The sequence below is a fragment of the Samsonia erythrinae genome (genome assembly GCF_004342665.1).
Taxonomy (GTDB): Bacteria; Pseudomonadota; Gammaproteobacteria; order Enterobacterales; family Enterobacteriaceae; genus Samsonia; species Samsonia erythrinae.
In genome coordinates this window covers 124,407-143,577 of sequence record NZ_SMBY01000002.1, presented here as the reverse complement: position 1 = coordinate 143,577, position 19,171 = coordinate 124,407, and the positions used below count along the sequence as shown (strand labels likewise).

Genomic DNA, 19,171 nt, shown 5'->3' with positions numbered 1-19,171 from the left:
GGCCGGGATTTTTTATTTTTGATCAGAAGGAGGCATTTTTCGGGCTTTGCGCTCATCCATTTTAGCCAAAATCCACGATCTAAAAGCAGCCGCTGTTCCTGCAATAAGACTGGCGACTAAAACATGTTTAATATCTGCTTGTTCGATACTCACTTTATGACTAATGATGAACTTTACAGTTACCAAAGCCAGAGAAAAAAAGATTAAACAACAGAAAACCATGTACGCAATGCTTAGAAACAGCAAACCTACAGTAGGCTTATTTGTTTTTTTCATTAATTTCATCCTTGACTGTGTTGCTTATAAATTCCCCGCCTATCGCACCGATAATATCACCAACAGGTGCTGAACCAGAACCTAAGACAGGATCAAATAAAGGTGGTGCAATTAAACCAACTGTTGTACCAAACACCCATCCAGCACTTGTGCCAGTAAGAGCCCCTTTATCCGGCCCATCAGTAAATAAGGTTCCCCCTGCGGCGATTCCTAAGTTAGCCCATATTCCACGACCCGGCGCCAGCCCACCGGTCACTAACGCCGCCGTGGTGCTCCAGTAATCATAGGTTTTGTTTTCATTACCCGGTTGGCTCAGGTCATACCATTGATAGGCCGCATTCGCACCACCACTCAGTGCCGAACCAACGGCTACTTTACCTATTGACGCTGCCGGGCCCAGATACCAGGCATCGGCAATCAGTACCCCGTTCGTATAACCGTCCACTATCGCTTTCGAGATATCCTGCCCTTCCGGCATCGTTCCCGTTACCAGTTTATGCATCGCGTATTGCCGTTCTTCTTCCGTTATCGGGTTCAGCACATTCCCGTTTTCATCCACCATGTTGGTATTGGCGTAAAGTGACGTCATCGATGCCCCGACATCCTGCAATCCCTTCGGTGCAATCGCGCTCAGATTGAAGTTGTTATTCTCCACCGCATTCTGACCTGCCTGCGCACCCGCGATCACGTTGGTGGTTGAGTCATCCACTGTACCGGCCGCCAGACCGCCAGCCAGAGGCGAAAGGGTCGTGACCATTGAGCGCGGTAAACAGGTCATTGAGACGAAACTACGGTTCTGACTGACTGACAAAAACCGGCCTGTTTGAGGGGCCGGGTTTCATGTATTAATTTGAGCTCATGGATCAGAATGCTTTGATTTACGAGCTTTATGTTCATCTATTTTTGCAAAGATCCATGAACCACTACCAGCTGCGACTCCTGCTATTCCACTCATAATTAAAGTCTTAAATATCGCGTCCATACCAATATGAAAATTACCCGCATACATATAAGTAATGACTAATCTCAAAACTATTCCCAAGAAGAAAAAGCATATAGTCCCATATAAAATGCTTAAGATAAGATGCATGAAAGTTGTTTTTTTTCTCATTTTTTATCTCCCTTCTGGCTAATTGCATCTTTAGTAGCATCTCCCACCACTTCAGATGTAAACGTGCTACCGATCTCAGCCCAAAAACCAGATGAGGAACCTAATGCCGGTCTAAGTAAATCAGGAGCATATTTACCCACTAATCCGCCACTCCATGCACCCATGCCCGCACCAATAATAGCTCCCTTATCCGGCCCGTCCGTAAATACCGCGCTTCCCATTGCTATACCGACGTTCGGTAAGATATTACGCCCCGGCGCCAGTCCACCCGTAACCAAGGCTGCCGTGGTACTCCAGTAATCATAGGTTTTGTTTTCATTACCCGGTTGGCTCAGGTCATACCATTGATAGGCCGCATTCGCACCACCACTCAGTGCCGAACCAACGGCTACTTTACCTATTGACGCCGCCGGGCCCAGATACCAGGCACCGGCAATCAGTACCCCGTTCGTATAACCGTCCACTATCGCTTTCGAGATATCCTGCCCTTCCGGCATCGTTCCCGTTACCAGTTTATGCATCGCGTATTGCCGTTCTTCTTCCGTTATCGGGTTCAGCACATTCCCGTTTTCATCCACCATGTTGGTATTGGCGTAAAGTGACGTCATCGATGCCCCGACATCCTGCAATCCCTTCGGTGCAATCGCGCTCAGATTGAAGTTGTTATTCTCCACCGCATTCTGACCTGCCTGCGCACCTGCTACCGCGTTGCTGGTTGAGTCGCCCACCGTGCCTGCCGCCAGACCGCCTGCCAGAAGCGAAAGGGTCGTGACCGTCTGTTTCTCGCTTTCCGTCATCTCCGAGATGGCTTTACCCGGATACAACCTGTCGGCAATCACTCGCGCTGCCAGCTCACCCGTCGCCGCACCGGCGGCACCCGCCAGCGCACTGTTGCCGCTCGCTTCCGCCACAATTCCACCCAGCACCGCGTGCGCGACCGCATTGGCAGCTATATTGACGTTATTATTTGCATCCGTCGTCGCTTTCTTGATTTCTGTTGCCAGATACGGTGCCGCCGCGCCCGTTATCGCCTGCGCAACGTTACCGCCGGCCAGCCCCTGCACCGCCGCCGAAACCGCCATAATACCCTGACGTATCGCTCCACCCGTGCCAAAACCAGAACTGTTTAATGCCTGAGTATAGGCTTTGTCATACGTCGTCTGATAAATGTATTGCTGAAGCTCGGCCTCTGTCGGATTCAGGTTTGGCTTATCCCCTGTCGCAAGCGCGTCTCTGGCTATCTGTCTATCAGTAGCAGAGAGATCTGCTGCTTTCGCTTCTGCCTCCGCTTTCGCGGCTTTCGTCGCAATGATTGCCCCCTGCGTACCGGCAATATCGATCACCTGACTGCTGATTTCTGCAATCACCTGCATTTGTTGCAGACGCTTCTGCTCTTTCTCTTTGTCAAAAATCGGGCTCAGCGTCTGGTTGGCATGTGCAACATCGTTACTCAGCTGCGCGACGTCCTGACGCTGGTTGGCTTCATCACGAATGACCAATTGCCCATGGCTCACCGCCGCTCGCGTGGTGCTCGCCGCATTACCGTCATTATTGCCGCTGATCAGCGAGTTGGACGCCAGGTTGCTCAACATCTGCATGCCAACCGGCCCGCCGGTGCTGATACCGACGCCGCTGTGCGAGGTCTCAAACGCTGCCCGGTTCTCGATGTCGCTAAAGCCCAGCGTCCCGGTATCCAGTCGGTTTTTCGCGGCCTCTGCCGTGGAGCCAATCACCGCGCCATCAAGCTGTGTATGGTTGCCCACCTGTACATCGTAGCCACCCTGCCCGGCAAACAGCCCGGTCTGCTCCTGCACACTGCGATAGTCGCTGTACATTTTGTCTTTGCTCATGTTGAAACTGGCTGACGCGCTTCCCGCACCATAAATCGGAATACTGACGCCTGCACTCATGCTCTGCTGTTTGCTGTCGTAAACGTCACTGTCCTGTTCACTGCGCAACAGCAGATCGCGCCCAACGCGTGCAGTGATCTGCTGGCCGCTAACCTGAGCCCCCTGCAACGTGGTATCACGGCCGCTGTTTAGCCGCACCTGACGCCCCGCATCCAGCAGCGTTTCAGTGTGACTCAGCCCTTCGCCCAGCTCGCTGCCTTTCGCTTTATTCATGCTGGCGTTCACGCTCAGGCTGAAGCCGCCGCTGCCAGCACCCAGGCTCAGGCCGACGCTGCCGCCTTTGCTCTTGTTGCTCCCTTGCGTGTGCTGACTGTTTTGTGCAGACAGCAGATGGATATCACGTGCGGCATCCAGCGCCACATCCTGACCGGCGCGCAGTTCGCTTCCCTGTACCCGAATATCATCACCTGTTGCGGTCAGAGACAGGTTCCTACCCGCGTTCAGGCTACTACCCTGCGCGGTGCGCTGCTCCACCGTTTGCTCGGATTTCGAAGACTGGCTTCCCAACGAGACGCTGACGCCGACAACATTGTTATTCGTGGGATCCTCTTTACCCTGCAACGCTGCCAGATACGCGGCCTGCCCTGCTTGTACGCCGCTCAGCGTCGCTTTCACGCCCTGTAAGGCTTGAAGGCGGCTATCCTCCGTCTCTTTCGCCGTCTGCGCTGTCTGCACCGCCGTATTCACCATACCGCCAACCGTGCCGCTCAGCGCCAGCGTTAATCCACTCTGCTTCTGTTCATAGGTCTGGCGCTGCGTCTGACTGTTCTCCGCTGCCGACACGTCTATCGTCTTACCTTGCAGCGTCAAATCCTGTCCGGCCACGACGTCGCTGCCTTGCACGGTCAGTTGATTACCCGCCAGCAGCGTGGTGTTGCCTTTTTCACTGCCGATGATGCTGGCTTTCTCACTCCTGCCATCGGCATCAGTCGTGCTCTTTTGGCTGGCCTGCCCAATGCTAAACCCGATGCCGCCGCTGCCCATCAGACCGGATTTCTTCTCTTCGCGCAGGTGCGTTTCCTGATGATTTTCCTGCGCCGTAGTCACGGTAATATCACGCCCGGCGGTAATACCGACATCCTGCGTGCCTGCCACTGAGCTCCCTGCAATCTCCACACGGTTGCCCGCCCCAATCGCCACCGTCTCGCCGCTGAACGAGCTGCCCAGCGCCGATTGATGCTGAATGCTGTCATGGCGTTCGCTGGACTGCGCAGAAAGCAGGCCGCGGCTGCTTTGCTTGCTGTGTTCCGTCAACGTGTAGGATGACTCGCCGCTGGTCAGGGTAATGTCATTGCCTGCCTGAACCTGTAACCCCTGCTGCGCGGTGACGGACGCCGCCGTCGCATTCAGGTTTTGCCCTGCGCTCAACGCGATCTGTCCATTGGCGGCAATCTCGCTACCGATGTCTTCACGGGCCTGATAATGGCGATAGTTGTTACTGTCCCAGTCGCTATTCAGCGTTTCCGTGGTCGTCAGCGTCGCCAGATTCAGGTTATTCCCCGCGCCGATCAGCGTGGCGCTGTCCGTGCCCGAGTTAATCACCTGACTGCCGGTCAGATTGATATCTTTGCCCGCCACCAGCGTCAGTTCACCCTGATCATTCTGGACGTACATGCCCGCGACGCGATCCAGAATACGGTTATCCTCACCCCCGCTCAGCGTGCTGGCGCTGTTGATATTGCCGCCCGCCAGTGCCGTCAGTTTGTCTTCTGCCTGAATGACGCCACCGATATTATTCAGGTCGTTGCGAACCTGTAGCTGTACCTGTTTACCCAGCAGTGAACCGCCCTGATTATCCAACGCCTCCGACGAGATAAACAGGGTATCACGCGCGGCGATGCGCCCGCTGTTCAGCATGCCTCCCGCCATCCCGACGGAGATCGTATTCCCCGCCAGCAGGCTGCCCGCGCCGATTGGCTCATTCGACCGCACTTTGGTGTAAACCTGCGGGACGAGCACCGTCTGCGAGGAACCATCCGGCAAGGTCACCGATTTTTTCACCATCCAGACCATGTCAGTGGTGAGCAACGCCATCTGCTCCTGCGTCAGCGCCACCCCCGGCGTCAGTGAAAACTGGCGACCAAATGCGATACCCGCATCCATCAACGCTTTGTATTGGGCTTCATCGCTGTTATAGCCCGCCAGATAGCGCTGGCCGGTTAATTGTGTGATCTGTTCGCGCACTTCCCGCTGTTCGTAGAAGCCATCGCCCAACCGCTTCTCCTGCCCTTCGGTACTGAAGGCGCGCAGCATATAATCCGAGCTAAGCCACTGTTTCTGGTTGGTGAAACGCGCATCGGTTTCCACCAGATAGCGGCTTTCTGCGGCGGGTTGCAGCGTAAACAAACTACTGCTTGGAAGCGTCGCCGTCGGCGTGCCGACATGCTGACCGACGTGAGCGGCACGCAGCGCCGTCACCGCATAGCCCGATCCATTGAACGCGGCCTGCTCACGCCAGTCGTGCACGTTCAGGTCGATCGTTTCGACTTTAGCGGCAGGCGCATAGTTATCGCCGTCAATCCCCTGTGAGGTTTTTGTTACGCCGCGCCAGTTCTTTTTCTTTTTGGCATACCAGCGTTCCTGACGTCCCCGATCGGTGGTGGTACGTTCGCCCGGCGTCGCCAGATTGCTCAGTTCCTTCACACCGTCAATCAACAGGCCTGCCGCAATCACCCGGCTGTCGTTGTTGGTCATGCGCGCCGCGGTGAGATACAAATTACCGCCGGACAGAATCTGCCCCGGATCGCTCTCTTTCACGTGCGTTTCATTAACCGTGCGAGTATAGGTGTAGCGATAGAAATTATCGTCGGCGTATCCATCCGGCATATGCGCGGTGTGTACGCCGTATTTATTGTCTGTCAGCCAGATATCGCGCCAGTTGTAACGTGTGGTGTGTCCACGCAGCACGGCTTCATCGATGTGAGCCGTGCTGGTAACGATTTCCGTCACCAGATTATCGTTAACGTTATGAATCTGGTTGGCGGAGAGCGCCATATCGCCGATGGACTCAATGGTCGCGCCGTGGTTATTGATCGCCTCAGCCTGACCTGTCGCTATGCCTTCTGCATCCAGATGACGTCCCAACGCCATCACGCCATCGCTGTAAATCAGGCCGTGCTGGTGGTTATTGAGCGTGCCGACCCCAAGATCCAGACGCCGGCGCGCGGCGATCGTCGCTCCCGTTCCGGCTTCATTAAGGTTGTTCAGCGTCTGTGCTTGCAGGCTGATCCCGTCGCCGTACACGCGACCGCTGCCGATATTGTTTAGCGTGCCCGCATCAATTCGGGTTAGCTCTCCATCGATCAGGCCGCGATTGGTTAACGAATCCGACAACGTCAACTGCGTCTTGTAGCTGCTGATTTCACCGCTGGCCTGATTATCGAGACGCGCCGCCGTCAGCGTCAGCTCGCCGCCAGACTGGATTTTCTGACGGTTGGTGACATCGCCGGCCACCGTGAGGTCGAGCTTACCGTTTGCCATCACCTCGCGCTGGTTGTCGAAGCCCTGTGCGGCAGTGAGCGACATGTCACCCAGTGACAACAGTTGACCGTCGCCGCTCAGGCTATCAGCCTGTACATCCAGTTTCTTCCCGGCGATAAGCGTGCCTTCGGTGTTATTGACGGCTTTCGCCGCTGTTACCTTGAGGGTGTTATCCGCGCTAACGGTCGCGTTACGGCTGGAAACCGATCCGCTGCTCGCGTTGAGCGTCACAGCGGTCGCCTGCGTCTGACCGCCGTCGGTATTGACCTCTGCTGCCGCCATCGTCAGAGCCCCGCCCGCGAGTTGCTGACCGTTGGCATCGGCACGCTGGCTGGCCGTCAGAGATAAATTGCCCGTTTGCGCCACCGAGCCGTCGCTGTTGATCCCAGCCCCCAGCACCGCGCCTTTCTGGTTGCTAATGTTTGCGGCCTGTATTGTCGCATTGCGTTGCGCGGCCAGCACGCCACGGTTAGCGGTCTGTTGCTGTGTGCTAACGCCTACATCTCGCTGGGCGTAAACCTTGCCGCGATTATCCAGCCCACGCCCCGCTAGTTGTACATCCTGTAAGGCATTAATGCTGCCGCTGTTCTCAATGCGACCGTCGGCAGAGATTGTCACGCTTCCTGCCTGTGCGCCAATCGCACCTGCGTTACGTACTCCAACGCCTTGCTCCGTACCAATGAGCTGGATCTTGCCTGCGTACATACCGCCAAGTTGCGCCACGTCTACCGCCAGCTTCGGCTCTGTGCGTTCCGTTGACGTTGAAGCCGTGGTGGCTTTCTCAATTTCTTGCTGTTCGGCGTCAACCTTGTTACGTCCGGTTGTCACTTTCAGGTCATTCGCCCACAGCCCGGCGTTAATCTCTACAGTCTGTGCAATCAGGTCGGTATAATCCTGACGGCTGGAGTCCATCCCCGCCCCCTGAACGCGAATATGACCTTTCTCAACCTGATAGCCCTTAAGCTGGCCGTTTTCCATCATCGCCTTGCCGGTCGTCAGCGTCGCGCGGTTAGCATTGATGAAACCACAGCCGTCACAGGTGATACCCGACGGGTTGGCAATCACCACCTGCGCTTTTTTCCCCGCGACCTCGACATAGCCGTTCAATTTGCTGGGATCGCGAGAATTCACTTCATTCAGGATGATCTTCGCTTCGCCTTTCGCCAGCCACGGGTTGCCAGCCACCCAGCCGCCTTGCTGTGTTTGCACCTGATCGCGAGAATTATTGAGAATGGCGCCTTTCTGGTTCACATCGAACTGGCTGTAAACGTTACGCGATACGCCGCCTGCGCTTGGCGTTTGAATATTGACCTGCGGCGTTCCGTTGGCGGTTTGTAGGACGGTAGGTTTCTGATTACCGGGCGCGTTGCGATCCGCCACAATGTTTGCCTGCACCGCCGGTACGAGCGTGACGAACCCCATGGCGCTCAACAGCAGAAACGTCAGCGGGGAGAGTCGCCCTGTGATCTGACTCAGCGTCGGCCCAGGGCCGGACGAGGCCGAACCTTTAACACAGCCGCGACATAGCTCAGAAACCACCATCAATACGCCGCGAGCGCGATTAAAGACGATGCGATACAGGTGCTTATTCATTCTTGTTATCCATTCACAGAAAGTTTTTTCAACAAACAGGTTTACGACGGCCACATACCAACGGATGCCTTAGTACTGCCAGTTCAGGCTGAAACCGAATACCGCCGGGCTGGTGTCAAAACCATCCGGCTTAGAAAGCGGAATGCCGGCAAACAGGTCATAGCCCGTGTTAAAGACATTGCCGCGTACCCCGATGACACCGCCAGCCAGATGGTTCCCAATCAGCCGCTCTTTGCTGTCGTTGCTGACCTCGCCGTAATCCACGCCCAGATACAGCTCCTGATTCTGAAGCGGCGTGCGCCAGGCCAGCTCGTTGCGCATCAGCCAGCCGTCACCGGCATTGAGCGTGAGCTCGCCGTCAAAACCGCGTACCGTCCAGCGGTTACCGATGGAGAACTGATCCTGTGCCGTCAGGCGAGTTTTCGCGAGCTGGCGACGGTATTGCACGTTGTAGCGGAAGGTTTCATTGAACGCGGAGAAAGGAACATCCAACTCGGAGGAGAACTGAATGATTTTTGACAGTCCGGTTCCTTCATCGTTGGCTTCTTCCGGGATCGGTTGCGCGCCAAACCAGCGCGTACCACGCTGATAGCTGACGGCGGCATCCAGCGTCGCCTGAGAAATATAGTGACGATGCTGTAAGCCCAGACGCCATCCTGCCGTTTTGCGGCGTTGCACCTCAATTTCGGTATCATTAATGAAGTTACGTGATTCGCGCGTCATGACCTCATAGCTCACAGAGGTTTTCTGACTGCCGCTGCGGTGCAATACCCGGCTTAGCTGGACATTGAGGCTCTCGCTTTCACCCCGGTAGGTATAATTTTCATTTAATCCGGCTATCGTCTGGTGGTAGTCATAGCCGCTGGCCGTCACACCGGCCTGCCAGTAGCCAAACGGCACAGAGTAATGTGCGACGTAGCTCTTACTGCCTTTGCTCCCGCGCCCTTGTAAATCGTGGCCGCCGTAGAGGTAGAAGGTATCACTGAGCGAGAGCGGATTATCGAGGAACAGCGTCAGGCCGCCCTGATAGCGTCCTGTACTTTTGGTACCGGAATCGTCCAGCGTCGCACCGAGTCGCCAGTGCTTGGCTTGTTTATAGCCAACGACGATATCGCTTTCCCCCGGCTTTTCTCCCGGTACCAGTTGCATCTCGGCCTGCGCCGTCGGCACGCGCTGCAAATTCTCCAGCCCTTGCTCAATATCGCGCAAATCCAGCAGTTCACCTTCACGGGCAGGCATAGCGCTGTAAAGCTGGACATAACGGTCACTGTCAGGCGACAACGTTATCTTGCCGACCTTGCCTGCCATCACCACCAGTTTCAGCGTACCGCTTTTCAGATCCTGAGCGGGCGCCAGCACGCGGGCAGTCACATAGCCATGATTCACCAGACGGTTTTGCAGCGCACTCATCAATAGGTTAATGCCCTTCCCGCCCAGACATTGATTGACCGCCTGATCGGCCAGCCGCTGCAACGGTAGCCATCCGGGGAAATCGTCCGTTCCCTGCAATTCCACCTTTTGGATGGGAAAACAGGGCGTCATCTCGACGGGAAAATGCAACCGCGTCAGAAACGCGCCGGGCTCTTGCAGGCGAACATCCGGCGTATGCGGGGCAAGCTGACGCGCTTGCGCCCGTTGCCGTTCCTGCTGGTTAATTTGCTGCTGGTTAATCTGACGTTGATCGAGCTGTTGCAGCTCCGCGGGCGTCGCGGCATGAGCCATCACGGTAATGAAAGGTAAAGGCAGCGTGAAGAATAGAGGACGAAATAACGGGGTGAAACATGAGGATAAACTCTTCATTTTCAATGAAGAACAAACAGATAACGCTATCCCTGCCATGACAACAAACCTAATTATGCAAATAATTAGTTACATTCTCATATCAGTAAAAATCATTATGAATGAGAAATATCTCATTCGATATAATCCTTGCCTGACAAGACGGGACGACGCGGAAAACCGGCAGAGATGGGGAAGCCTCCAAAAGGCCTGGGCAGCAGAAACAATGTGTGAGCTTGCGGGGTTTGACGGGATAACCATCTGTTTTCCTGCCCGAAGCAGACTCGTGAAAACAGATGGCCCAATCATTTAAGCACTAGCGGGCGTCAACCAGCGCAATATTCTGATGTGCAGCGGGCAATATGTTCTCTATTGCCGCGTTGTCTTTTCCGATCTGGAAACGCGAAACGGACTGCTGAAGATTGATAACCTGCTCCTGAAGCGCATTCGCCGACGTCGCCACTTCCGATACCAGCGAGGCGTTTTGCTGAGTCACGCCATCCATTTGATTAATGGCGATATTGATCTGCGAAATGCCGCGGCTCTGCTCACTGGAAGCCAGCGTGATCTCATCCATGATGTCGACCACTTTTTTCACATCCATCAACACTTCTTCCATGGTGTTGCCAGCCACCTCAACCAGCCCCGCGCCTTTTTCAATGCGGCTGAGGGAATCATCGATCATGGTGCCGATCTCTTTCGCTGCCGTCGCGCTACGCTGCGCCAGCGTTCTTACTTCTGACGCCACCACGGCAAAACCTTTACCGTATTGACCAGCACGCGCAGATTCCACCGCGGCGTTTAGCGCCAGCAGGTTGGTCTGGAAAGCGATGCCGTCGATCACGCCCACAATGTCGGAAATCCTCGCGGAGCTCTGCTTAATCGAGCGCATGGTTTCCACCACTTCGGAGACGATATTCCCACCGCGAGACGCTGAACTGGAAGCTTGCTGAGCGAGATCGTTGGCTTTGCGCGTGTTGTCTTCGTTGTTTTGCACCGTCGACATAATCTGTTCCATGCTTGACGCGGTTTCATCCAGCGAAGCCGCCTGCTGCTCGGTGCGGCTGGAGAGATCGATATTGCCAGAGGCAATCTCTTCCACCCCGACGCTAATGGCATCCGTTCCTTTGCGCACAACGTACACCATATTTTCCAGCCCGTCGCGCATACGCTGCACCGCGGCAAACAGCTGAGCGATTTCATTTTTTCCGCTGCTATCAATCTGTGCCCGCAGGTCGCCTTCGGCAATCCGGTCAAAAACGCAAATCGCCTGATTCAGGGGTTTCACGACCAGATTCGTCATTACCGACCAGGCCAGCGCCGCCAACAGCAACGCGCAGGCAATCGCACAGTACAAGATGATTTCCATGAACTCCACGCGACCATTTGAATCGGCATAGGCTTCATCAATACTCTTCAGCTTGAAGGCGACCAGTGCTTTAGACGCTTTATCGAACGCGGCATACAGCACGGTGGATTTCCCGGCACGCTGGCGATATTCATCCAGATTCCCGGCGTTAAGCGCCGCAAATGCCGGATCGATAAACGCTTGCATCAGCGTATTGCGCTTCTCGGCCATGTCCGCAGAAATGACTTTTTCCTCTTCGGACTGTGGGTATTTCAGGTATTCCTGCCATTTCGCGCTGGCGCCGTCGACCTTGCTTCTGGCGCGCCCCAGTGCGACTTTCGCCGCCTCGACATCCCCTTTGCCCATTAATGACTCGTACAGACGCAAATCCAACCGACCGCGCAACAGCAGTTCGGAACTGTCATTCAATGCGACCAGCCCTGGCAGGACTTCCATATCGACACGGGCAAAGGACTTGTTCCCTGACTGCAACGCAACCAGCCCTAAAACACCGACCAAAAGTAATAACGCCGCGAGCGAAAATACCATCATGCTAAGCGCGGTACGGATCTTTATCTGACGAAACATAAATTATCCCTGTCGCCTGAGAAATAAGAAAGAATAAGCTCCACGCCAACGCGGAACCGTTAAGTTATTTACGTAATAATCGTTATCCTGCCATTTTCAGGCAGATTAAATTGCGATGCTCTGAAATAAATCTGTTATCAGACCGTAATAAAATAAAGACAAATAATAAAATCATCATGGCCGGCATAAACATTTACGCCAGCCATTAAAACTTATTTTTTATTTTCGCTATCGGAATGAACACCGGCTAAAAAGCGTTTCAGCGCTTCACTATAAAATTTCGCCGACATTGTCGTGCCGTGCCCGCTGGTTTCCTGACTGGCAGGAATAAGGTGCAACGTAGCCTGCTTAACCTTTTTGAGTTCATTGTCCAGAATACCGGTTTCTACAGGATTACGCTCATCATCCGCCGAGTTAATCACCAGAACCGGCGCCTTAATTTTATTCAATTCCGGTGCGGCGTTATAGTTCGCCGACGATCCCCAGAGATAAATAAAATCATTGGCATCGCTGGTCGAAGGAGAGGCAAGACGCGCGTCCACCAGTTTGTCCGCCTGCGCACGCGTCGGCGCCTTGTTCTGGTAGGCCAACGTGCCGCCCGTGGTAGCGATACTGAACATGATGCTGGCCGTTTTCAGCGTCGGCGGTTGTTGGGTGTAGTTACCCTGGTTCCAGGCCGGATCGTTTTTAATGGATTCGATCAATATACGGCGCATCATCCAGTTACGGCCAGACAGCTCATTGGGTAGCGATGCCATCGGCACCAGCGCATCCATCATATCCGGGTATTTTTCGCCCCAGAGCCAGGTTTGCATGCCGCCCATCGAATATCCCATCACCAGACGTAAATGGTGGATACCCAGCCCTTCTTTGATTAAACGATATTGCGCCCGCACCATATCGTTATAATCGTACTGTGGGAATTTCATGCGTAAACCGTCGGAAGGCTTGGACGATTTTCCAGACCCGATGCTTTCCGGCATAATAATAAAATATTTACTGCTATCCAATGCCTGACCCGGCCCGAACAGCTCTCCGCCAAATCCGTTGGCTAATAGCGCTTTAATCGGCTGGTTTGTGCCATGCAATAATAATACGGCAGGGTTTTCCGGTTCACCTAACGTGTAATAATGAATACGTAAGTCTTTTAATTTTTCGCCGCTGTTAAAAGTAAATTCGGACGCAATCCAATCACCTTCTTTTGGCACGGGGAAATTGGCCTGTGCATACGTTAATGATGACAGCATTAACAGAAATGTGCCCACCATCCCTGAGAGTATTCGATTAACCATTGACAGCTCTTCGGTGATCATAAAATTGTGAAGATGCGATTTTAATGTTTATTAGGAAAAATCCCAATAAACATCATCAGGCCAATAATAAAAAGATATTATTAACTGATTTTTTTATTTATAGCGGGATATTATGAATTCGGTTTTCAATAAGAAAAGATTTAACGCATCCTGCGCCATTCTCCAAGACTTCATCCCACGCATTGCTGTCAATAACGGCGCGTAAAGACAGCCAAAAGAACAAACTGACGAATGCGTTTGCCACACAGCGCCGCTGTGAGCATAGGCGTTGCATCCACATGGGCTGAAATGGTATTACAATCGACAAAAATGGCGATATATCGCAAACCGCAAGAACAAGAGTACGTATGATGACAACCGCTACCTCCGTCAATCTTCAGATTCGCCCCCTCACGGCGCAGGACGATGCGGCGATCGCACAGGTGATCCGCCAGGTTTCTGCCGAGTTTGGCCTGACGGCCGACAAAGGCTATACCGTCTCCGATCCCAATCTGGACGCGCTGTTTGCGCTGTACAGCCAGCCGAAAAGCGCCTATTGGATCGTAGAATATAACGGTCGCGTCGCCGGCGGGGGCGGCATTGCACCGCTGGTCGCCGGCGAAGAAGACGTGTGTGAATTGCAGAAGATGTATTTCTTACCGGCCGTCCGCGGCAAAGGGCTGGCGCGTCAATTAGCGATACAGGCGCTCAATTTCGCCCGTCAGAACGGCTTTCGCCGCTGCTATCTGGAAACGACCGGCCACCTGACCAGCGCGATTCGGCTGTATCAGTCGCTGGGCTTTGAGCCGATTCCCTACGCCATGGGCAACACGGGCCATACCGACTGCGAAGTCACCATGCTGAAAATGCTGTAAAAGTCGTATCGATTGTTTCAGGCTCGAGATACCGGGGCGACCACGGTGCGAGGTGTCCCTACGGGAACCTCATCACCGTGTTTCCCCTAAACCCACGCTTAAGCTATCGGCATGACAATCAAGTAAAAAACCAAAAAGACGCCGCTGGATATTCCTGCGGCATTCAGTGAGGCTGGGTTCAAGCTCAATGATCAATGGCGTTTGCCGTCATCATCTTCGTCGTAAAAATCTTCGTCGTCCCCGTCTTCATCCCCTTCGCCATCCGGGTCTTCAAAGTAGGTTCCCCAACCGTCGTAATTTACGCCGTAACGCTCGGCCAACGCCAGTAGTTGTTCTACCTGCGCGTCGATGAGCTCCGCATTCAGCGCCACTTCGCTGATGGCATCGCAGCACATCAGCAACACGCCGTTTTCCACTTCCAGCTCTTCCGCGTCCGTCACTTCATAACCCAGCTTGAAGGCTTCCACGGCAACGTTTTCCAACACGTCAAATTTCTCAGCAGAAAAATGGTGCTCGATGGTATAGAGCGCGTCAGGATCGCTGCCATCTTCCAGCAATTCTTCAATGATCTGGCGCGTCTCTTCCCGTTGTTCTTCCAGTAGTTCGCGGTTTGCCATGCCTCAGTCCTCATTCATCGACATTATATTGCGTTATTGTCCCACAGCCCTGTGGCTTGCTCCACCACAAAGTTTGACACCACCACTTGAATTTGAATAATTACACATATAAAGTGAATTTTAATTCAGGCAATGTTTTTTAATTCAATCGATATCCCCCTAATCATTCGAGTGACGTCAAAGCAACAATCGGGCAGCTCGGCTCAGACAGGTCAGCGTCACCAACGCGCCGGCAGCTTGAAGGATGACGGGTATCATGTTGAACCACATGGAGAAGTACATCATGCAACCGTTCTATCAACGCCATTTTTTAAGGTTAATGGATTTTACACCCGCTGAATTAACCCATCTTTTAACCCTGTCAACGAAACTGAAAGCCGATAAAAAAAACGGGACGGAAGACCGCCACCTACAGGGTAAAAATATCGCACTCATCTTCGAAAAAGATTCGACACGTACTCGCTGCTCTTTCGAAGTTGCTGCATACGATCAGGGCGCGCGAGTGACCTATCTCGGTCCCAGCGGGAGCCAAATCGGGCATAAAGAATCCATCAAGGATACGGCCCGCGTACTGGGAAGAATGTACGACGGCATTCAGTATCGCGGCTACGGCCAGCAGATTGTCGAAACGCTGGCGCAATACGCAGGCGTTCCCGTGTGGAACGGGCTGACGAACGAATTCCACCCCACGCAGCTATTGGCGGATCTGTTGACGATGCAGGAGCACCTGCCGGGCAAAGCCTTCACTGAGATGACGCTCGTCTACGTCGGCGATGCACGCAACAACATGGGCAACACCATGCTGGAAGCGGCGGCGCTGACCGGGCTGGATTTACGCCTCGTTGCGCCAAAAGCCTGCTGGCCGGATGCCGGTCTGGTGGCGGAGTGTCAGGCGGCGGCCCAACAAACCGGCGGCAGCATCACGCTGACGGAAGATATCGCCGCCGGCGTCGCGGGCGCCGATTTTATTTATACCGACGTTTGGGTTTCCATGGGGGAAGCGAAAGAAACCTGGAAAGAGCGTATCGCGCTGCTGAAACCGTATCAGGTGAACATGGCGATGATCGCCGCGACGGGGAATCCACAGGTGAAGTTCCTGCACTGTCTGCCCGCCTTCCACGACGATCAGACGACGATGGGCCAGCAAATGGCGGAACAGTATGGTCTGCACGGCGGAATGGAAGTCACGGATGAAGTCTTTGAATCCGCGCACAGCATCGTGTTCGATCAGGCGGAAAACCGTATGCACACCATCAAGGCCGTGATGGTCGCCACGCTGGCGCAGGATTAAGGTTTGCGTCCCTCCCCGGCGCGGGGAGGGCCAGACTTCCCGGTGGTTTAGACCACCAGCGAGGCGTCGATTTTTACCACGGCCTTACGCACGTGGGCAGGTGCGCCAACCGCGCACAGAGGTTTGTGCACTTCCCCGGGGAAGAAGACGATAAAATCCCCCTCCTGCATCACAAACTGTTTTTCCTGCTCGCCCGCAGGCAGAAAGGCAATGTCTTTATCCGCCAGCCAGTCGGTATCCGGCTTGCCCGCAGGCAGGTTGCTGAACGTCATTCCCTCCACGCCGGACAGCACAATCTGAATGTCGAGATATTTGGCGTGATACTCGGCGCGGCGCTTTTCCAACTGGTCAGTGCTGTCATTGGAAATCAACACAAACACGCGGTTACCCTCAATATCATGTTTGCCCAACGGCGTATCCGCCGTGATGTTTTGCTTCACGTATTCAATCGCTTCACGCAGCTTGGCAGGCAGATAAGGAACCAGTTCAAGGTGGTGGACATTGCCAGTAATCATAAGAACCTCGTCAATATAAAAATGAAACTGTGTTTTATAATCCTTATACACGCCAAATGTCACGCCTGCCAGCAGGTTAATACGAAAAAGTGAACGGCCCGTCACGCTTCTCAATCCGTCCTTTCATACTCACGAACATCATCCCCGCCGCGAGTCATCCGCAACCGATTGCGATGCGTAAAAAACCACGTTTTCTGCTTGAAATAGCCTAATCGGCGCGTATAATTCCCGACAGTTTGCCGGGAGGGGTCATGCACTGTTACGCCAGAAAATCCGCTGCTGATGTTGGTTCTCAACCACAACTGCCATCCGGCAGCCAGCCAGCGTTTTCCTTTCCGTTGCTCAACCATTTCATTAAGAAAGCCCCTCAATGAGGGGCTTTTTTTTGTGCCCTATCGTCCACGACAGCCCGGGCAGCCAGACACGACATTTCCTGTTTACGCGTTAGGAGAAAGACAACATGGTCAATCCGCTCTATCAAAAACATATTATTTCGATTAACGATCTCAGTCGGGAAGATTTGGAACTGGCGCTGCGCGTCGCCGCCAGCCTGAAAGCCAGCCCCCAGCCTGAGTTGTTAAAACATAAAGTGATTGCCAGTTGCTTCTTCGAGGCTTCCACCCGCACGCGTTTATCCTTTGAAACCGCGATGCATCGTCTCGGCGCATCCGTCGTGGGGTTCGCCGACAGCAATAACACGTCGCTGGGGAAAAAGGGCGAAACGCTGGCCGATACGATCTCCGTCATCAGCCAATACGTTGATGCCATCGTGATGCGTCACCCGCAGGAAGGCGCGTCCCGCCTTGCGACCGAATTCTCTGGCGGCATTCCCGTGCTGAACGCGGGCGACGGCGCGAACCAGCACCCGACGCAGACGCTACTCGATCTGTTCACCATTCAGGAAACGCAGGGCAGACTGAACAACATCAATATTGCGATGGTCGGCGATTTGAAATATGGCCGCACCGTGCATTCGCTCACGCAGGCGCTGGCGAAATTCGAAGGCAACCGCTTCTATTTCATCGCCCCGGACGCGCTGGCGATGCCGGACTACATTCTGAGCATGTTGAAAGAGAAAAACATTACATACAGCCTGCATACCAGCATTGAAGACGTGGCGAGTGAGCTGGATATCCTGTACATGACGCGCGTCCAGAAAGAACGCCTTGATCCGTCTGAATACATCAACATCAAATCTCAGTTTGTGCTGCGCGCCGCCGACCTGCATAGCGCCCGTGCGAATTTAAAAGTGCTGCACCCGCTGCCGCGCGTGGATGAGATCACCACGGATGTGGATGCCACCCCCTACGCCTACTATTTCCAGCAGGCCGGCAACGGCATATACGCCCGTCAGGCGCTGCTGGCGCTGGTCCTGAATCGCGAACTGGTTCTGTAAGAGGAAGAAACCATCATGACACACGATAATAAATTACAGGTTGAAGCAATCAAACGCGGCACGGTGATCGACCACATCCCTGCGCAGGTGGGGTTTAAACTGCTGACGCTGTTTAAACTGACCGCGACAGACCAGCGCATTACCATCGGCCTGAATTTGCCGTCCAACCAGCTCGGACGCAAAGACCTGATCAAGATTGAAAACGTGTTCCTGACCGAACAACAGGCGAACCAGCTCGCGATCTACGCGCCGCAGGCGACCGTCAATCAAATTGATGACTACGACGTGGTACGCAAACTGGTGCCGACGCTGCCGGACAACATTACTGGCGTGCTTACCTGCCCAAACAGCAACTGCATCAGCCGCAGCGAGCCCGTTTCATCGTCATTCGGCGTTAAGCAGCGCGACGGCGACGTTCACCTGAAGTGTAAATATTGCGAAAAAGAGTTTGAACGTCAGGCGGTGCTGCAAGATCGTTAATTTTCGCGTCTTCCCGACATGAACATTGCCTGTCGCGGGGCTTTTTTGAATAATGGCAGCGTTCGCGTTCTTTTAAGCCCCCATCAAGGAGATACCATGTCACGCACTATCAGTACTGAGCACGCCCCTGCCGCCATCGGCCCTTATGTCCAGGGCGTCGACCTCGGCAGTATGATCATGACTTCCGGCCAGATTCCGGTCAACCCGCAAAGCGGTCTGGTCGCGGACGACATCACCGCCCAGACGCGTCAGTCATTGGAAAACGTTAAGGCGATTGTGGAAGCCGCGGGCTTGAAGGTTTCCGATATCGTAAAAACGACCGTATTTGTGAAAGATCTGAATGACTTCAACCTCGTGAACAGCACGTATGAAGCGTTCTTCGCCGAACATGAAGCCTCCTTCCCGGCCCGCTCCTGCGTTGAAGTCGCCCGTCTGCCGAAAGACGTTAAAATCGAAATCGAAGCTATCGCCGTCCGTCGCTAAAAGCGGCTGAGGCATCGTCAAAGCGCACGGCGACAGGTGCGCTTTTGCTATGTTTCGAGCACCCGAAACGAGGTTATTACCCTCTGACGCTTTATCCATCGCAATACGATCGACCTCTTTTGCTATCCAAAGCGCTT

Annotated in this window: 15 protein-coding genes; 6 read left to right on the top strand and 9 right to left on the bottom strand. The window is 54.1% G+C overall.

Features of this window, described 5'->3' with window-relative positions; all coding sequences use genetic code 11:
* Positions 1–12 precede the first annotated feature (12 nt).
* The 5 genes from EDC54_RS05040 to EDC54_RS05020 form a co-directional block, all read right to left on the bottom strand.
* The gene (locus EDC54_RS05040; protein ID WP_132453914.1) at positions 13–276 is read right to left on the bottom strand and encodes a hypothetical protein; all 264 of its coding nucleotides are present in this window, start codon (positions 274–276) and stop codon (positions 13–15) included.
* Positions 260–1,087 (bottom strand): VENN motif pre-toxin domain-containing protein, encoded by an 828-nt coding sequence (locus tag EDC54_RS05035; protein ID WP_230514470.1) that lies wholly within the window; start codon positions 1,085–1,087, stop codon positions 260–262. The genes EDC54_RS05040 and EDC54_RS05035 overlap by 17 nt, the downstream gene beginning before the upstream one ends.
* Before the next feature lie 45 nt (positions 1,088–1,132).
* On the bottom strand, positions 1,133–1,387 hold the full coding sequence (locus tag EDC54_RS05030; RefSeq protein WP_132453910.1) for a hypothetical protein: 255 nt from the start codon (positions 1,385–1,387) through the stop codon (positions 1,133–1,135).
* Positions 1,384–8,370, bottom strand: coding sequence for a hemagglutinin repeat-containing protein (locus EDC54_RS05025; protein WP_132453908.1), 6,987 nt, complete (start codon positions 8,368–8,370; stop codon positions 1,384–1,386). The genes EDC54_RS05030 and EDC54_RS05025 overlap by 4 nt, the downstream gene beginning before the upstream one ends.
* 69 nt (positions 8,371–8,439) lie before the next feature.
* Positions 8,440–10,092, bottom strand: coding sequence for a ShlB/FhaC/HecB family hemolysin secretion/activation protein (locus tag EDC54_RS05020; RefSeq protein ID WP_230514469.1), 1,653 nt, complete (start codon positions 10,090–10,092; stop codon positions 8,440–8,442).
* A 7-nt stretch (positions 10,093–10,099) separates the two neighbouring features.
* Here EDC54_RS05020 and EDC54_RS17865 point away from each other — a divergent pair, with 7 nt between their 5' ends.
* Positions 10,100–10,462, top strand: coding sequence for a hypothetical protein (locus EDC54_RS17865; protein WP_165904269.1), 363 nt, complete (start codon positions 10,100–10,102; stop codon positions 10,460–10,462).
* 3 nt (positions 10,463–10,465) lie between these two features.
* On the opposite strand, the gene EDC54_RS05015 is transcribed toward EDC54_RS17865, so the two are convergent.
* Together EDC54_RS05015 and EDC54_RS05010 are read right to left on the bottom strand one after the other, a co-directional pair.
* Entirely contained in the window at positions 10,466–12,085 is a 1,620-nt protein-coding gene (locus tag EDC54_RS05015) for a methyl-accepting chemotaxis protein (RefSeq protein ID WP_132453904.1), read from the bottom strand.
* A 212-nt stretch (positions 12,086–12,297) separates the two neighbouring features.
* On the bottom strand, positions 12,298–13,377 hold the full coding sequence (locus EDC54_RS05010; RefSeq protein WP_132453902.1) for an alpha/beta fold hydrolase: 1,080 nt from the start codon (positions 13,375–13,377) through the stop codon (positions 12,298–12,300).
* A 371-nt stretch (positions 13,378–13,748) separates the two neighbouring features.
* Between EDC54_RS05010 and EDC54_RS05005 the strand changes: the two genes are divergently transcribed.
* Positions 13,749–14,252, top strand: coding sequence for a GNAT family N-acetyltransferase (locus EDC54_RS05005; protein ID WP_132454430.1), 504 nt, complete (start codon positions 13,749–13,751; stop codon positions 14,250–14,252).
* A gap of 191 nt (positions 14,253–14,443) precedes the next feature.
* Here EDC54_RS05005 and rraB read toward each other — a convergent pair whose 3' ends face one another.
* Positions 14,444–14,869, bottom strand: coding sequence for a ribonuclease E inhibitor RraB (gene rraB, locus EDC54_RS05000; protein WP_132453900.1), 426 nt, complete (start codon positions 14,867–14,869; stop codon positions 14,444–14,446).
* A gap of 283 nt (positions 14,870–15,152) precedes the next feature.
* On the opposite strand from rraB, the gene argF reads away from it, so the two are divergent.
* Positions 15,153–16,160: an ornithine carbamoyltransferase gene (gene argF / locus EDC54_RS04995; protein ID WP_132454428.1), complete on the top strand. Its 1,008-nt coding sequence runs from the start codon at positions 15,153–15,155 to the stop codon at positions 16,158–16,160.
* 47 nt (positions 16,161–16,207) lie between these two features.
* On the opposite strand, the gene EDC54_RS04990 is transcribed toward argF, so the two are convergent.
* Complete coding sequence (locus EDC54_RS04990) at positions 16,208–16,675, bottom strand: YhcH/YjgK/YiaL family protein (protein ID WP_132453898.1); 468 nt, start codon at positions 16,673–16,675, stop codon at positions 16,208–16,210.
* A 460-nt stretch (positions 16,676–17,135) separates the two neighbouring features.
* On the opposite strand from EDC54_RS04990, the gene pyrB reads away from it, so the two are divergent.
* The 3 genes from pyrB (at position 17,136) to ridA (ending at position 19,034) form a co-directional block, all read left to right on the top strand.
* On the top strand, positions 17,136–18,071 hold the full coding sequence (pyrB, locus tag EDC54_RS04985) for an aspartate carbamoyltransferase (protein WP_132453896.1): 936 nt from the start codon (positions 17,136–17,138) through the stop codon (positions 18,069–18,071).
* A gap of 15 nt (positions 18,072–18,086) precedes the next feature.
* Positions 18,087–18,551, top strand: a complete 465-nt coding sequence (gene pyrI / locus EDC54_RS04980; RefSeq protein WP_132453894.1) for an aspartate carbamoyltransferase regulatory subunit — start codon at positions 18,087–18,089, stop codon at positions 18,549–18,551.
* 96 nt (positions 18,552–18,647) lie between these two features.
* Positions 18,648–19,034 carry a 2-iminobutanoate/2-iminopropanoate deaminase gene (gene ridA / locus EDC54_RS04975; RefSeq protein WP_132453892.1) on the top strand — a complete coding sequence of 129 codons (387 nt, stop codon included), beginning with the start codon at positions 18,648–18,650 and terminating at the stop codon, positions 19,032–19,034.
* The last annotated feature ends 137 nt before the right edge of the window (positions 19,035–19,171 follow it).

Bases quoted from the DNA above. Each gene is read 5' to 3' on its own strand.
- EDC54_RS05040 (WP_132453914.1), bottom strand. From the start codon at position 276: ATGAAAAAAACAAATAAGCCTACTGTAGGTTTGCTGTTTCTAAGCATT.
- EDC54_RS05030 (WP_132453910.1), bottom strand. From the start codon at position 1,387: ATGAGAAAAAAAACAACTTTCATGCATCTTATCTTAAGCATTTTATAT.
- EDC54_RS05025 (WP_132453908.1), bottom strand. From the start codon at position 8,370: ATGAATAAGCACCTGTATCGCATCGTCTTTAATCGCGCTCGCGGCGTA.
- EDC54_RS05020 (WP_230514469.1), bottom strand. From the start codon at position 10,092: ATGGCTCATGCCGCGACGCCCGCGGAGCTGCAACAGCTCGATCAACGT.
- EDC54_RS17865 (WP_165904269.1), top strand. From the start codon at position 10,100: ATGAAAGGTAAAGGCAGCGTGAAGAATAGAGGACGAAATAACGGGGTG.
- EDC54_RS05015 (WP_132453904.1), bottom strand. From the start codon at position 12,085: ATGTTTCGTCAGATAAAGATCCGTACCGCGCTTAGCATGATGGTATTT.
- EDC54_RS05010 (WP_132453902.1), bottom strand. From the start codon at position 13,377: ATGGTTAATCGAATACTCTCAGGGATGGTGGGCACATTTCTGTTAATG.
- EDC54_RS05005 (WP_132454430.1), top strand. From the start codon at position 13,749: ATGACAACCGCTACCTCCGTCAATCTTCAGATTCGCCCCCTCACGGCG.
- rraB (WP_132453900.1), bottom strand. From the start codon at position 14,869: ATGGCAAACCGCGAACTACTGGAAGAACAACGGGAAGAGACGCGCCAG.
- argF (WP_132454428.1), top strand. From the start codon at position 15,153: ATGCAACCGTTCTATCAACGCCATTTTTTAAGGTTAATGGATTTTACA.
- EDC54_RS04990 (WP_132453898.1), bottom strand. From the start codon at position 16,675: ATGATTACTGGCAATGTCCACCACCTTGAACTGGTTCCTTATCTGCCT.
- pyrB (WP_132453896.1), top strand. From the start codon at position 17,136: ATGGTCAATCCGCTCTATCAAAAACATATTATTTCGATTAACGATCTC.
- pyrI (WP_132453894.1), top strand. From the start codon at position 18,087: ATGACACACGATAATAAATTACAGGTTGAAGCAATCAAACGCGGCACG.
- ridA (WP_132453892.1), top strand. From the start codon at position 18,648: ATGTCACGCACTATCAGTACTGAGCACGCCCCTGCCGCCATCGGCCCT.